Consider the following 13599-nt stretch of genomic DNA (forward strand, 5'->3'; position numbering starts at 1 on the left):
GGGGCCCGGAGGAGGGAATCGTACGCCCGGCGGCGATGCCGTCATTGGCAGAAGGTGCCAAAAGTCGCTGACAACTTGTCTCGCATACTTGTCAGTAACAACCTCTAGCGCGCCCGCCACCCCGCCCCTACGGTGCAGGCATGTCGCCGAACCTGCCCGATGTCGTGCTGTGGTCGATACCTGCCTTCGTGCTGCTCACCGTCGTCGAAATGGTGAGTTACCGGATACATCCGGACGACGATGCCGCCGGGTACGAGACGAAGGACGCCGCCACCAGCGTCGGCATGGGCCTCGGCAGTCTGGTCTTCGACGCGCTGTGGAAGATCCCGATCGTCGCGATCTACACCCTGGTGTACGAGCTGACCCCGCTCAGCGTCCCGATCCACTGGTGGACCCTGCCGCTGATGCTGCTCGGGCAGGACTTCTTCTACTACTGGTCGCACCGGGGCCACCATGTGATCCGGATCCTGTGGGCCTGCCATGTGGTGCACCACTCCAGCAAGAAGTTCAACCTCACCACCGCGCTGCGCCAGCCCTGGACGACGTGGACGGTGTGGCCGTTCTATGTGCCGCTGATCGCCCTCGGTGTGCACCCGGCGGCGCTCGCGTTCTGCTCGGCCACCAACCTGGTCTACCAGTTCTGGGTGCACACCGAGCGGGTCGGCAAGCTGCCCCGGCCGTTCGAGTTCGTCCTGAACACGCCCTCCCACCACCGGGTCCACCACGCCTCCCAGGGCGGCTATCTGGACCGGAACTTCGGCGGCATCCTGATCGTCTGGGACCGGATGTTCGGGTCGTTCACCCCCGAGACCGACCGGCCCGTCTACGGCCTCACCAAGAACATCTCCACCTTCAACCCGCTGCGGGTCGCCACCCACGAGTACGCGGCGATCGCCCGTGACGTACGGGCCGCGAGCAGCTGGCGCGAGCGGGCCGGGCGGGTCTTCCGGGGCCCGGGCTGGCAGCCTGCCGCCCCCGTCACGACCGAGCCTGCTGAGGCCACGCCCGTCACCGACCCCGCGCCCGTCTCCGAGCAGCACGCGTGACGGCGGTCGCCGCCGAGGGGAACCGCGCCCGGCTCGCCCGTCCGCTGCTGCTCGCCTTCGGGGCCGTCGCCGTCGTCGACCTGCTCTGCCTCGCCGCCGGGTGGCGGGCCGGGCATCTCGTCGCCAAGCCGCTCCTGATGCCACTGCTCGCCGGGCACGTGTACGCGCGCGGTGGGCCCCGCCTGCTGGTGGCCGCGCTGCTGTGCGGCTGGGGCGGGGACGTGTTCCTGCTGTCCGGCGCCGACCCCGCGTTCCTGCTCGGGATGGGCTCGTTCGCGGCCGGGCACGTCTGCTACCTGGTGCTCTTCGGGCGGGGCCGGACGTCCGGGGCGCTCGGGGCCGCGTACGGGCTCGCGCTTGTCGGGACCGTCGCCGCGCTGTGGGGCGATCTTCCGGCCGGGCTGCGCATCCCCGTCGCCGGGTACAGCCTGCTGCTCACCGCGATGGCGTACCGCTCCAGCGGGCTCGGGCCGGTCGTGGGGCTCGGCGGGGCGCTGTTCCTGCTCTCCGACACGCTGATCGCCACCGGGGTCGCCGACTGGCCGCAGCTGCCGCGCCCGGACTTCTGGGTGATGCTCACGTATCTCGCCGCGCAGGCACTCCTGGCACAGGCGTACGGTGAGAACCGGACTTCCCGTACGGCCGTGTTCCGTACGCCCCCCGACTGACCAGCAAGGACCTGCCCCATGCGCGCCACCGTCATCCATGCCCCCCACGACATCCGGGTGGAGGAGGTGCCGGACCCGAAGGTGCAGCTGCCCACCGACGCCGTGGTCCGTGTGCTGCGCGCCTGCATCTGCGGCAGCGACCTGTGGGCCTACCGGGGCGAGTCCGCGCGCCAGCCCGGCCAGCGCATCGGGCACGAGTTCCTGGGCATCGTCGAGGACGCGGGCGCCGAGGTGAACGGGTTCAAGGCCGGTGACCTCGTGGTCGCGCCGTTCGTCTGGTCGGACGGCACCTGCGAGTTCTGCGCCGAGGGGCTGCAGACGTCGTGCCCGCAGGGCGGGTTCTGGGGCTCGGTGGGCTCCGACGGCGGCCAGGGCGAGGCGGTCCGGGTGCCGTTCGCCGACGGCACGCTGGTCAAGCTGCCCGCAGCGGCGGCCTCCGACGACCATCTGCTCACCGCCCTGCTCGCCCTCTCCGACGTGCTCGGCACCGGCCACCACGCCGCCGTCGGCGCGGGTGTGAAGCGCGGCTCCACGGTCGCCGTCGTCGGCGACGGGGCCGTCGGGCTCTGCGGAGTGCTCGCCGCCAAGCGGCTCGGCGCCGAGCGGATCATCGCGCTCGGCCGCCACCAGGTCCGCACCGACATCGCGCGGACCTTCGGCGCCACGGACGTCGTCGCCGAGCGCGGCGAGGCCGCCGTCGACGCGGTGCGCGAGCTGACCCGGGGCCAGGGCGCGCACGCGGTCATCGAGGCGGTCGGCACCGAGCAGTCGATGCGTACGGCCGTGGAGATCACCCGCGACGGTGGCGCCATCGGCTATGTCGGCGTCCCGCACGGCAGCGGCACCGGCCTCGACCTGAGCGTCATGTTCGACCGCAACATCGCCCTGCGCGGCGGCGTCGCCCCGGCCCGCGCCTACATCCCCGAGCTCCTGCCGGACGTCCTGTCCGGCACCGTCGACCCGTCCCCGGTCTTCGACCTGACGGTCGGCATCGACGGCGTCCCGGGCGGCTACAAGGCGATGGACGAGCGGACGGCGCTGAAGGTGCTGGTCAAGCCGTAGTTCGTACGGAGTACGGGTACGGGTCGGGCGTCTTGTACGACGGCCCGGCACCCCGGCCGGGTCACGCGGGCAGCCACTTCGGGCTGTCCGCGCCCCAACGCCCGGCCGGGCGCGCCCAGTTCGTCGGCCCGCTCGTGAAGGCGACCGGCGGCAGCGCGTGGCGCAGGCGGCCGACCGGGCTGTCCGCCTCCGCGAGCCAGGGAGCCGGGTCGTACGGGCCTGCAGGCGCGGCCGGTTGCCTCGGCAGGTCATGGACCAGCCACTTCGCGGTCTGTGCCAGGGCGAGCCGGGCCACCCGGCCACCGCCGTCCCGCCCGCGCTCGGTCAGTGCGCGCAGCACCGCCGCCGCGAGCAGATAGCCCGTACCGTGGTCCAGGGCCTGCGCGGGCAGCGCGCCCAGGCGTCCGTCGGACGTGCCCTCGACCGCCGCGATCCCCGTCGCCACCTGCACCAGACTGTCGAAGCCGCGCCGATGCACCCACGGCCCGTACTGCCCCCACGCCGACAGCTGCGCCACCACCGCGCCCGGCCGACGTGCGGCGATCGCCTCCGGGGCCAGGCCGAACGGGTCGAGCGCGCCCGGGCGGTAGCCCGTGACGACCACGTCCGCCTGGGCGAGCAGTTCCTCGAACGTGGCGCGGTCCGCGCGGGCACGCAGATCCAGGACCGCCGAGCGCTTCCCCGAGCCGGTGTCGCTGTGCGCGTCCTGGCTCTCCGGCAGCTGCGGGGCGTCGATCCGCAGCACGTCCGCGCCGAGCAGCGCGAGCGTGCGGGTGGCGACCGGGCCCGCGATCACCCGGGTGAGGTCGAGGACGCGTACCCCGGCGGCCGGGAGCAGCGGCGAACCGGAGAGCGGCCCGAGCGGGCGTCCGGGGCCGTCGTCGGTGCGGGCCAGCGTCAGCAGCGGGTGGGCCGCGACCGCTCGGCCCTGCTCGTGCGCCGCCCATTCGCCGGGCGTACGGGCCGCGACGGCCAGGCCGCCCGCCTCGTACACCACCGTCTCGATGTCCTCGGCCCGCCGCCCCGCGAACTCCGCCCCGACCGCCGCCACGGCCCGCTCGTCGTCGAGCTCGGGCAGCCCGAGCGCGGCGAGCAAACGGGTGCGGTGGTGCGGGTAGTTGGCGTGCGTGCGCACCCAGCCGTCCCGGGTGCGCCAGAACCGGGAGAGCGGCGCGAAGGAGACCGGGGCGCGCCCGTCCACGAGCAGATGCCGCTCACTGAGAAACGCCGTGCCCACCGCCCCGTCGTCCACCCGCACACCCGGCACCGGGGAACCGGTGCGCTGCGCGGCCAGTTCGGCGGCGGCGAGCGAACACACCGCGACCGTGGCGCGGGCCAGAGCGGCCACCGGCAACCGGGCGGGGAGCACCCCGATGGGCTCGCCATAGCTGATCCGCCCGGTCAGCGCGGGGTCGCCGCCCAACGCCGCCCAAGCCTGCGCGGTACCGTCCGCGCCACCGTTCCCCGTTGCGTGAGTCATGCACGCACTATGGCACGGCCGAGGCCGGGCGAAACGGGTCGCCCGGCCCCAACCCGGCGGCTAGCGCACCGCGTTCAGGGCGTCCACGATCCCCGCCCCATAGAACCCGCTGTGGTGCCGCCCGCCCTCGCAGACCGCGTCCGGCTTGCCGTCGCCGTCGATGTCGTACGGGTCGGGGCAGGCCGTCGGGTCGGCGCCGTCCTTCAGGAGCTGCTTGATCTTCCAGGCGGGCGCGTGCGGGTGCTCGGACTTCAACAGCGCGGCCACGCCCACCACATGCGGGGTCGCCATGGACGTACCCGCCATGTAGGCCCACTTGCCGCCGGGCACCGGGCCGAGGATCAGGCCGCTGGTGGCCGGGGCCTGCGGCGGCTGGTACGCGGTGGAGTCGCCGCCGGGCGCGGCGACGTCGATGACGCCCAGACCGTAGTTGGAGAACGAGGACTTCAGTCCCTTGGCCCCGGTCGCGGCGACCGTGACCACACCCGGGAGCTCGGTCGGGATGTCGAAGCACTTGCTCGTGTCGACGGTCCGGTTGCCCGGAGTGGTGTCGTTGGGGCTGGCCGGGTCGGTGATCGAGTCGGCCGCGAGGTCGTAGCTCTCGTTGCCGGCCGCCGCCACATTGACCGTGCCCTTGGACTCGGCGTACCGGCTGGCCCGGGTGATCGCCTCGACCAGCGCCTTCTGATCCGGGTCGGTGGTGCAGTTGAAGTACCAGGGGTCGGTGTAATAGCTGTTGTTGGTCACATCGATACCGTGGTCGGCGGCCCACATGAAGCCGCAGACGACGGCCTCGGTGTAGAAGAAGCTGCCGCCCTGGGTGGACACCTTGATCGCGGCGACCTTCACCCCGGGTGCCACGCCCGTGATGCCCACCCCGTTCTTCGCCGCGGCTATCTCGCCCGCCACATGCGTGCCGTGCGGGGAGCCGCCGGTGGTGAACGGGCGCCAGGCGCCGTCCGTGGTGTCCGGCTTGCCGCCGATGCAGCTCACCGACTTGGAGCGGTCGAAGTTGGGCGCGATGTCCGGGTGGGTGTCGTCGACGCCCGTGTCGATGACGCCGACGGTCACCTTGGAGCTGCCGAGCGTCTTCTCATGCGCCTTGTCGGCCTTGATGGCCTTCAGATCCCACTGCAACGGCTCCAGCGGATCCTCCCCGGCCGCAGCCCCGGCGGTCGCGGCCTTCACCTCTTCCTCGGTGAGCAGCTTCGGCGTACCGACATCGGTCGTCGCCTGCGCGGGCAGCGGCGCGGTCCGCGTCGCCCCGGCCGAGGCGACACCTCGTACTTCTCTGATGGTCTTGGCGAAGTCCGGGTTGGCCGAGTGGACGACGATCACGCCGATACGGTCGTACGCCTGCACCACAGTGCCCCCGGCGTCCCCGATCGCCTTGGTGATCCGGGCCGAACCCCCCTGTCCCTTGCGGAGGTTGACGACATAGCTGAGCGAGGGTGCGGCATCGGTCCGCGCGGTTGCCTTCGCCGGAGCCGCGTCGGCCGGTGCGGCGGACGCGCTCCCGGGCAGCACGGCGAGGGCGGTGGCGGTCGCCATGCCGACGGATGCGGCGATGACGCGCTGCGTACGGGAGATGTGCAACGTCATGGGTTCTCCATGTGGTTGACGGATGTCTCGGTACGTACGGAAGTGCCTTGCGGGTGCTGCCCGGTCGCCCGGTCAGTCAGTCATCCGGTCCTGCGCTTGCTCACTCGGTCACCCGGTCACTCGGTCACCGCGCGCAGCGCGTTCACGACGCCGAAGCCGTAGAACCCGTTGACGCGCTTGCCGCCCTCGCAGGTGGAGTCCTGGACGCCGTTGCCGTCCGGGTCGTAGAGGCCGGTCGGGCAGCCGGGGTTGTCGGCCTGCGCCTTGAGCATCGCCCGCAGCGCTGCCGGGGACGCCCATGGGTGCCTGGACTTCAGCAGCGCGGCGACCCCCACGACGTGCGGCGTCGCCATCGAGGTGCCCTGCTTGTAGCCGTACAGCCCGCCGGGCAGCGTGGACAGGACGCGGCCGTTCTTGTCCGGGGTGTCCGGGATCTGGTACTTGTCACCGCCGGGCCCGGCCACGTCGACCTGCCCGAGGCCGTAGCTGGAGTAGTACGACTTGATCCCCTGCGCACCGGTCGCGGAGACGGTGACGACACCCGGCAACTGGGCCGGAATATCAGGGCACTTGGCCGGGTCCACGGTCGTCGTGGGATGCGGCGCGGGCTGGTCGTCGGGGCTGGTGGTGTCGGTGAGCGCGTGCTTCGAGAGGTCGAAGTTCTCGTTGCCCGCCGCCGCGACATTGAGGACGCCCTTGTTCTCGGCGTACCGCGTGGCCCGGGTGACCGCGTCCAGCAGCGCCTTCTGGTCCGGGTCGTCCTTGCAGTTGAAGTACCAGGGGTCCACGTAATAGCTGTTGTTGGTGACGTCGATGTGGTGCTCGGCGGCGAAGACGAAGCCGCAGACCACCGCCTCGGTGAAGAACAGCCCGCTGCCCTGCTCGGCGACCTTGATCCCGGCGACCTTCACACCCGGCGCGACCCCGGCCACCCCGATCCCGTTGCGGGCGGCCGCGATCTCGCCCGCGACATGGGTGCCGTGGTCGCTGCCGCCGACGTACGGCCGCCAGGCGCCCGGCGAGGTGTCGGCGACGCCGCCCACGCAGTTGGCCGACTGGGACACGGAGAAGTTGGGCGCCAGGTCCGGGTGGGTGTCGTCGACCCCGGTGTCGATCACGCCGACGGTGACCCGGCGGCTGCCCTGGTAGATCTTGGCGGCCTTGTCGGCGCCGATCGCCCGCAGGTCCCACTGGTTGGCCTCAAGCGGCTCCTGGCCGGGCCCGGCCGCGGCCGTCGCCTTCGCGGCCTCGGCCGGGGTGAGCGTCTGGGTGGTGCCCTCCTCGGTGGTGGCGAGGGACTTCAAAGGAGTGGTGCGGGTGGCGCCGGCCGACGCGACGCCCCTGACCTCGCGTATCCGCTGGGCGAACGCGGGGTTCGTCGAGTGCACGACGACCACGCCTATCCGGTCGTACGAGACGACGACCGTGCCGCCCGCCTCGGCTATCGCCTTCTGCACACGGGCCGAAGTGCCGTGTCCGCCGGTGGTGTTGACCACGTACGACAGGTTCGGCCCGTCGGCGGGGGCGGCCGGTGCGGCCGAGGCCGTGCCCGCCGGGAGGAAGCCGAGCGAGGCGGTGAGCGCCAGACCGGCCGGGAGCGCGAGCGCCCGTCGCCGCCGGGATCCCAGATGCGCCATGGGTTCTCCACATCATCCGTGAGAACCGTCCGCCCGCGGGTCGCGGTTGGACGGGTACATGACCAGCGAAGCTATCGCCGATCATCCCGGCCCATCAACGAGTTCGGCGGTGTTCGTCCGAGAATTCGTGTGCGTGCCGTGAACGCGACGGAGAGAAAATCCACCGGCCTGAACCGAGACGCGACGCCGTCCGTGCCGTTGTCAGGGGGACCACCATCACCGATCCCCGACAGTGAGGTCCCCCTTGTCGTCCATCCCCACCGCACCCTCGTCGCGAGGAGACTCCGTGGCCACCGATGTGCCACCGCCCCCGGGCGGTACCGACGCGCGCGTCCAGCCCCCCACCGAGCAGTTCGTCGCGGTGCAGGCGAGCGAGGAGTTCGCCGAACTGCGCCGCACCCACCGCAGGTTCGCGTTTCCGCTGACGGTCGCCTTCATCGCCTGGTACCTGCTGTACGTCCTGCTGTCGAACTACGCGGGCGGCTTCATGGGCCACAAGCTGTTCGGCAACATCAACGTGGCGCTCGTCTTCGGCCTCGCCCAGTTCCTCACCACCTTCCTCATCGCCTGGCTCTACTCGCGGCACGCCGCCACCGAGCTGGACCCGCGCGCCGAGGCGATCAAGTCCCGTATGGAGGCCGACGCATGAGCGCCGCGTACGCCCACGTCCCGCTCGCGGCGACCGCGACCAGCGAGCACCGGCCGCTGATCATCACCCTGTTCTCGGTGTTCGTCGTCGCGACCCTGGTCATCACCGTCTGGGCCGGTCGCCAGACCAAGAGTGCCGCCGACTTCTACGCGGGCGGCCGCCAGTTCACCGCCTTCCAGAACGGGCTCGCGGTCTCCGGCGACTACATGTCCGCCGCGTCCTTTCTGGGCATCGCCGGAGCCATCGCGCTCTTCGGGTACGACGGCTTCCTGTACTCGATCGGCTTTCTCGTCGCCTGGCTGGTCGCGCTGCTGCTCGTCGCGGAGCCGCTGCGCAACTCCGGCCGGTACACGATGGGCGACGTCCTCGCGTACCGGATGCGCCAGCGGCCGGTGCGCACGGCGGCCGGTACCTCCACGATCGTCGTCTCGATCTTCTATCTGCTCGCGCAGATGGCCGGTGCGGGCGTGCTCGTCTCGCTGCTGCTCGGCATCACCAGCGACGCGGGCAAGATCCTGATCGTCGCCCTGGTCGGCGTGCTCATGATCGTGTACGTCACCATCGGCGGTATGAAGGGCACCACCTGGGTGCAGATGGTCAAGGCGGTCCTGCTCATCGCGGGCACCATCCTGATCACCTTCCTCATCCTGCTGAAGTTCCACTTCAACCTCTCCGACCTGCTGGGCACGGCCGCCAAGAACAGCGGCAAGGGCAGCGCGTTCCTGGAGCCCGGGCTGAAATACGGCAAGACCGGCACGTCCAAGCTGGACTTCATCTCGCTCGGCCTCGCCCTGGTGCTCGGCACCGCGGGTCTGCCGCACATCCTGATCCGCTTCTACACCGTCCCGTCGGCCAAGGCCGCCCGGAAGTCGGTCAACTGGGCGATCGGGATCATCGGCGCGTTCTATCTGATGACGATCGTGCTCGGGTTCGGCGCGGCCGCGCTGCTCAAACCGGCCGACATCATCGCCTCCAACCCGGCCGGCAACACCGCGGCGCCGCTCGCGGCCCTGGAGATCGGCGGCGGCAGCGGCTCCAACGGGGGCGCGATCCTGCTGGCGGTGATCTCGGCGGTCGCCTTCGCCACGATCCTCGCCGTCGTCGCGGGCCTCACCCTCGCCTCGTCGTCGTCCTTCGCGCACGACATCTACGCCAACGTCATCCGCAAGGGGAAGGCGACCGAGCAGGAGGAGGTCCGGGCCGCGCGCTGGGCGACCGTCTTCATCGGCGCGGTCGCCATCGTGCTCGGCGCCTTCGCGCGCGACCTGAACGTCGCGGGTCTGGTGGCGCTGGCCTTCGCGGTCGCCGCCTCCGCCAATCTGCCGACCATCCTGTACAGCCTGTTCTGGAAACGGTTCACCACCCAGGGCGCGCTGTGGTCGATCTACGGCGGTCTGACCACGGCGGTCGTCCTGGTGCTGTTCTCGCCGGTGGTCTCCGGCAACCCGAAGACGTCGATGTTCAAGGGCGTCGACTTCCACTGGTTCCCGCTGGAGAACCCCGGCCTGATCTCGATCCCGGTCGGCTTCCTGCTCGGCCTGATCGGCTCGCTCCTGTCCAAGGAGGAGCCGGACGCCGGCAAGTACGCGGAACTGGAGGTCAAGTCCCTCACGGGGATCGGCGCGCACTGAGGACGTCCGTACGGAAACCCACCGCGGCCGTGTCGTAGAGACCTACGACACGGCCGCGTCGCACCTCGTGGCAAACGGCCCCTGTGGTTGTCACACCTCTCGCGTAGGCTCGGCGGTATACATCATCCGAACACCGGGGGAGGGGGCCCACAGTGCTCATCGACACGTACGGCCGGGTCGCCACTGACCTGCGCGTTTCGCTGACGGACCGCTGCAATCTGCGCTGCACCTACTGCATGCCGGAAGAGGGCCTTCAGTGGCTCTCCAAGCCGGATCTGCTCACCGACGACGAGATCGTCCGGCTGATCCGGATCGCCGTCACCGATCTCGGGATCACCGAGGTCCGCTTCACCGGCGGGGAGCCGCTGCTGCGGCCCGGCGTCGTCGGCATCGTGGAGCGCTGCGCGGCACTGGAGCCGCGCCCCCGGATGTCGATCACCACCAACGGCATCGGCCTGAAGCGCACGGCGGCCGCACTGAAATCGGCCGGTCTGGACCGGGTCAACGTCTCCCTGGACACCCTGCGCCCCGACGTCTTCAAGACCCTCACCCGTCGTGACCGCCACAAGGACGTCATCGAGGGCATGGCGGCCGCCCGCGAGGCCGGGCTCACCCCGGTGAAGGTCAACGCGGTCCTGATGCCCGGGCTCAACGACGACGAGGCCCCCGACCTGCTGGCCTGGGCGGTGGAGAACGACTACGAGCTGAGGTTCATCGAGCAGATGCCGCTGGATGCCCAGCACGGCTGGAAGCGCGACGGCATGATCACGGCGGGTGACATACTCGCCTCGCTCCGTACGCGGTTCACGCTCACCCCCGAGGGCGACGACGAGCGGGGCTCCGCGCCCGCCGAGCGCTGGGTGGTGGACGGCGGGCCGCACCGGGTCGGCGTCATCGCCTCGGTGACCCGCCCGTTCTGCGCCGCCTGCGACCGCACCCGGCTCACCGCCGACGGCCAGGTCCGCACCTGTCTGTTCGCGCGCGAGGAGTCGGACCTGCGGGGCGCGCTGCGCTCGGGGGCGCCGGACGAGGAGATCGCCCGGCTGTGGAAGCTGGCGATGTGGGGAAAGAAGGCCGGATCCGGTCTGGACGACCCGGCGTTCCTCCAGCCCGACCGCCCGATGTCAGCGATCGGTGGCTGATTCCCACTCGGCGAGCGGCACCACGTCCTTGAGGAAACCGCGCATCCCGAGGAACTGGGAGAGGTGCTCGCGGTGTTCGTCGCACGCGAGCCACGTCTTGCGGCGCTCCGGCGTGTGAAGCTTCGGGTTGTTCCATGCCAGCACCCAAACGGCGTCGGTGCGGCAGCCCTTGGCGGAACAGATGGGCGTCTCGTCGGCGATCTCGTCACTCACGGATACATTCTGCGCCATCAACGAGGGGTGACATGGCGACGCCGAGCAGCCACGGGGGGAGCTGCCCGGCGTCGGTCCGTCGCTCCGACGGGGGATGCGGAGCGCCTACGCAGTATGTCATGGGGGACCCGGTGTGGTGCACCGGAACTTCATGATTGATCTGAGCTTTTCTTGAGCTTTGCAGACTGTGACGGATCAGGTCTGCTCGCGTGACCACTGTTCGTGGTCAGGGGTCCCGGCGGCCCCCGAAGGCCGCGTCGGACCGCCCTGCGGAGCGGCCCCGAGCATGGGTCGCGACGGCGCCGGAATGTAGGTCGAGGGCAGTGAAGGCACGTTCTCCCGACCGGCGTTGGCGATCACGACAGCCACATAGGGGAGCAGGGCTCCCAACACCAGGGTCACGATTGCGACAGGGCGCTCGATGTTCCACAGGACGGCGGTCAGGACGACCGACACCGTACGGATCGACATCGAGATCACATAGCGCCGCTGGCGCCCCCGCACATCCTCGGCGAGTCCCTGCCGGGCCCCGGTGATCCGGAAGACCTCGGCCCCGCTCCGCTTCCGCAGCACGCTCCACCACCCGACTCCACACCGGACTCTCCCCGGCCCGGACTGCTCTCACCGTACGCCCGGGGTCCGCCGGGTTCGAGACCGGGGCAGGTCCGACGTGTGCGAATGATCCGGTGCGTACTGCGTATGGACGTGTCCGACATGCGCCGTATGGCGGATGGGTCAACACTGGCTGCGACCGCTCATGTCGAGCGGAAGGCCCCGGCGCGGTGCTCAGCACAGCGCTCCTGACGGGCGGAACGAGGAGGCAGCCATGGGCTGGTTGTGGGCGATCATCGTGGGTTTCGTGCTGGGCATCATCGCGAAGGCGATCCTGCCCGGTAAGCAGCACAGTCCGCTCTGGCTGACGACCATCTTCGGCATCATCGGCGGCGTGGTCGGCAACTCGATCGCCAGGGCGATCGGCATCGCCGAGACCAAGGGCATCGACTGGGGCCGGCACGGCCTCCAGGTCGCGGCGGCGGTCGTGATCGTCTTCCTCGGCGACATGGTGTACATGGCGCTGAGGGGCAACAAACAGCAGGCCTGACGGTACGCGGACGGGGCGGCGGGTCCGACGGTACGCCGAAGGGGGCGGCCCGTGACGGAACCGCCCCCTCCGTACGTATCGAAGGCGCAGGTCAGGCGCCGGTGACCTCGATCGCCGCCAGGTTCTTCTTGCCGCGGCGCAGCACCAGCCACCGGCCGTGCAGCAGGTCCTCGGCCGTGACGACCGCGTCCTCGGACGTCACCTTCGCGTTGTTCACGTAGGCGCCGCCCTCCTTCACGGTGCGCCGGGCCGCCGACTTGCTCGCCACCAGCTCGACCTCGGCGAACAGATCGATGACCAGGCCGAGCTCGGCCACCTTGGCGTGCGGCAGCTCGCTGAGCGCGGCGGCCAGCGTCGGCTCGTCCAGCTCCGCGAGGTCGCCCTGACCGAACAGCGCCTTCGACGCGGCGATGACGGCCGCGCACTGGTCGGCGCCGTGCACCAGCGTGGTCAGCTCCTCCGCGAGCGCGCGCTGCGCGGCGCGCGCCTGCGGGCGCTCCTCGGTGAGCTGCTCCAACTCCTCGATCTCCGTACGGGACTTGAAGCTGAAGATCCGCAGGAACTTGGAGACATCACGGTCGTCCGCGTTCAGCCAGAACTGGTAGAACGCGTACGGCGTGGTGCGCTCCGGGTCCAGCCAGACCGTGCCGGACTCCGTCTTGCCGAACTTGGTGCCGTCCGCCTTGGTGATCAGCGGGGTGGCCAGCGCGTGCACCTCGGCCTCGGGCTCGACCCGGTGGATCAGGTCGGTGCCCGCAGTGAGGTTGCCCCACTGGTCGCTGCCGCCGGTCTGGAGCACACAGCCGTGCCGCCGGTACAGCTCCAGGAAGTCCATGCCCTGGAGGATCTGGTAGCTGAACTCGGTGTAGCTGATGCCCACGTCGGAGTTGAGCCGCCGCGCGACCGCCTCCTTGGCGATCATCTTGTTGACCCGGAAGTGCTGGCCGACATCGCGCAGGAACTCGATGGCCGACAGGCCCGACGTCCAGTCCAGGTTGTTGACCATGGTCGCGGCGTGCGGGCCCTCGAAGTCGAGGAACCGCTCGATCTGCCCGCGCAGCCGCTCGACCCAGCCCGCGACGACCTCGGGCGCGTTCAGCGTGCGCTCCGAGTTCGGCTTGGGGTCGCCGATCAGGCCGGTGGCGCCGCCGACCAGACCCAGCGGACGGTGGCCCGCCTGCTGGATCCGGCGCATGGTGAGGATCTGGACCAGGTTGCCCAGGTGCAAGCTGGGCGCGGTCGGGTCGAAGCCGCAATAGAACGTGACGGGACCGTCCGCGAACGCCTTGCGCAGTGCGTCCTCGTCAGTGGAGAGGGCGATCAGCCCGCGCCACTGCAGCTCATCGACGATGTCCGTCACGGTCGTA

At 70.7% G+C, this 13599-nt stretch carries 13 protein-coding genes; 7 read left to right on the forward strand and 6 right to left on the reverse strand.

Annotated elements, in window-relative coordinates; translation table 11 throughout:
• The first annotated feature begins 140 nt into the window (after positions 1-140).
• Genes BG418_RS15950 through BG418_RS15960 form a run of 3 tightly spaced genes read left to right on the forward strand, consistent with a single transcriptional unit; the run spans position 141 to position 2776 of the window.
• Entirely contained in the window at positions 141-1046 is a 906-nt protein-coding gene (locus BG418_RS15950; protein ID WP_188274542.1) for a sterol desaturase family protein, read from the forward strand.
• Positions 1043-1714, forward strand: a complete 672-nt coding sequence (locus BG418_RS15955; RefSeq protein WP_188274543.1) for a lysoplasmalogenase — start codon at positions 1043-1045, stop codon at positions 1712-1714. The genes BG418_RS15950 and BG418_RS15955 overlap by 4 nt, the downstream gene beginning before the upstream one ends.
• 18 nt (positions 1715-1732) lie before the next feature.
• The gene (locus BG418_RS15960; protein WP_188274544.1) at positions 1733-2776 is read left to right on the forward strand and encodes a zinc-dependent alcohol dehydrogenase family protein; all 1044 of its coding nucleotides are present in this window, start codon (positions 1733-1735) and stop codon (positions 2774-2776) included.
• Between the two features lie 61 nt (positions 2777-2837).
• Here BG418_RS15960 and BG418_RS15965 read toward each other — a convergent pair whose 3' ends face one another.
• From BG418_RS15965 to BG418_RS15975, 3 genes are all read right to left on the reverse strand, one after another.
• Complete coding sequence (locus BG418_RS15965) at positions 2838-4256, reverse strand: CoA transferase (protein WP_188274545.1); 1419 nt, start codon at positions 4254-4256, stop codon at positions 2838-2840.
• Between the two features lie 60 nt (positions 4257-4316).
• Entirely contained in the window at positions 4317-5858 is a 1542-nt protein-coding gene (locus tag BG418_RS15970; RefSeq protein ID WP_188274546.1) for a S8 family serine peptidase, read from the reverse strand.
• Between the two features lie 116 nt (positions 5859-5974).
• Entirely contained in the window at positions 5975-7495 is a 1521-nt protein-coding gene (locus tag BG418_RS15975) for a S8 family serine peptidase (protein ID WP_188274547.1), read from the reverse strand.
• 286 nt (positions 7496-7781) lie between these two features.
• Here BG418_RS15975 and BG418_RS15980 point away from each other — a divergent pair, with 286 nt between their 5' ends.
• From BG418_RS15980 to moaA, 3 genes are all read left to right on the forward strand, one after another.
• Positions 7782-8144 carry a DUF485 domain-containing protein gene (locus BG418_RS15980; protein ID WP_188274548.1) on the forward strand — a complete coding sequence of 121 codons (363 nt, stop codon included), beginning with the start codon at positions 7782-7784 and terminating at the stop codon, positions 8142-8144.
• On the forward strand, positions 8141-9775 hold the full coding sequence (locus tag BG418_RS15985; RefSeq protein ID WP_188274549.1) for a cation acetate symporter: 1635 nt from the start codon (positions 8141-8143) through the stop codon (positions 9773-9775). Before BG418_RS15980 ends, BG418_RS15985 begins: the two co-directional genes overlap by 4 nt.
• Before the next feature lie 152 nt (positions 9776-9927).
• On the forward strand, positions 9928-10917 hold the full coding sequence (moaA, locus tag BG418_RS15990; RefSeq protein WP_188274550.1) for a GTP 3',8-cyclase MoaA: 990 nt from the start codon (positions 9928-9930) through the stop codon (positions 10915-10917).
• On the opposite strand, the gene BG418_RS15995 is transcribed toward moaA, so the two are convergent.
• Positions 10900-11148: a hypothetical protein gene (locus tag BG418_RS15995; RefSeq protein ID WP_188274551.1), complete on the reverse strand. Its 249-nt coding sequence runs from the start codon at positions 11146-11148 to the stop codon at positions 10900-10902. The genes moaA and BG418_RS15995 overlap by 18 nt on opposite strands.
• Before the next feature lie 177 nt (positions 11149-11325).
• Positions 11326-11700 (reverse strand): DUF3099 domain-containing protein, encoded by a 375-nt coding sequence (locus BG418_RS16000; RefSeq protein ID WP_188274579.1) that lies wholly within the window; start codon positions 11698-11700, stop codon positions 11326-11328.
• A 256-nt stretch (positions 11701-11956) separates the two neighbouring features.
• Between BG418_RS16000 and BG418_RS16005 the strand changes: the two genes are divergently transcribed.
• Entirely contained in the window at positions 11957-12232 is a 276-nt protein-coding gene (locus BG418_RS16005; protein ID WP_188274552.1) for a GlsB/YeaQ/YmgE family stress response membrane protein, read from the forward strand.
• Between the two features lie 91 nt (positions 12233-12323).
• Here the strand turns inward: BG418_RS16005 and tyrS are convergent, their stop codons facing one another.
• Entirely contained in the window at positions 12324-13592 is a 1269-nt protein-coding gene (gene tyrS / locus BG418_RS16010) for a tyrosine--tRNA ligase (protein WP_188274553.1), read from the reverse strand.
• Positions 13593-13599 lie beyond the last annotated feature (7 nt).

Origin of the sequence: Streptomyces sp. CBMA152, assembly GCF_014596475.1 — a bacterium.
Classification (GTDB): Bacteria; Actinomycetota; Actinomycetes; order Streptomycetales; family Streptomycetaceae; genus Streptomyces.

Coding starts and splice junctions, on each gene's coding strand:
- BG418_RS15950 (WP_188274542.1), top strand. CDS start 141: ATGTCGCCGAACCTGCCCGATGTCGTGCTGTGGTCGATACCTGCCTTC.
- BG418_RS15960 (WP_188274544.1), top strand. CDS start 1,733: ATGCGCGCCACCGTCATCCATGCCCCCCACGACATCCGGGTGGAGGAG.
- BG418_RS15965 (WP_188274545.1), bottom strand. CDS start 4,256: ATGACTCACGCAACGGGGAACGGTGGCGCGGACGGTACCGCGCAGGCT.
- BG418_RS15970 (WP_188274546.1), bottom strand. CDS start 5,858: ATGACGTTGCACATCTCCCGTACGCAGCGCGTCATCGCCGCATCCGTC.
- BG418_RS15975 (WP_188274547.1), bottom strand. CDS start 7,495: ATGGCGCATCTGGGATCCCGGCGGCGACGGGCGCTCGCGCTCCCGGCC.
- BG418_RS15985 (WP_188274549.1), top strand. CDS start 8,141: ATGAGCGCCGCGTACGCCCACGTCCCGCTCGCGGCGACCGCGACCAGC.
- BG418_RS15995 (WP_188274551.1), bottom strand. CDS start 11,148: ATGGCGCAGAATGTATCCGTGAGTGACGAGATCGCCGACGAGACGCCC.
- BG418_RS16005 (WP_188274552.1), top strand. CDS start 11,957: ATGGGCTGGTTGTGGGCGATCATCGTGGGTTTCGTGCTGGGCATCATC.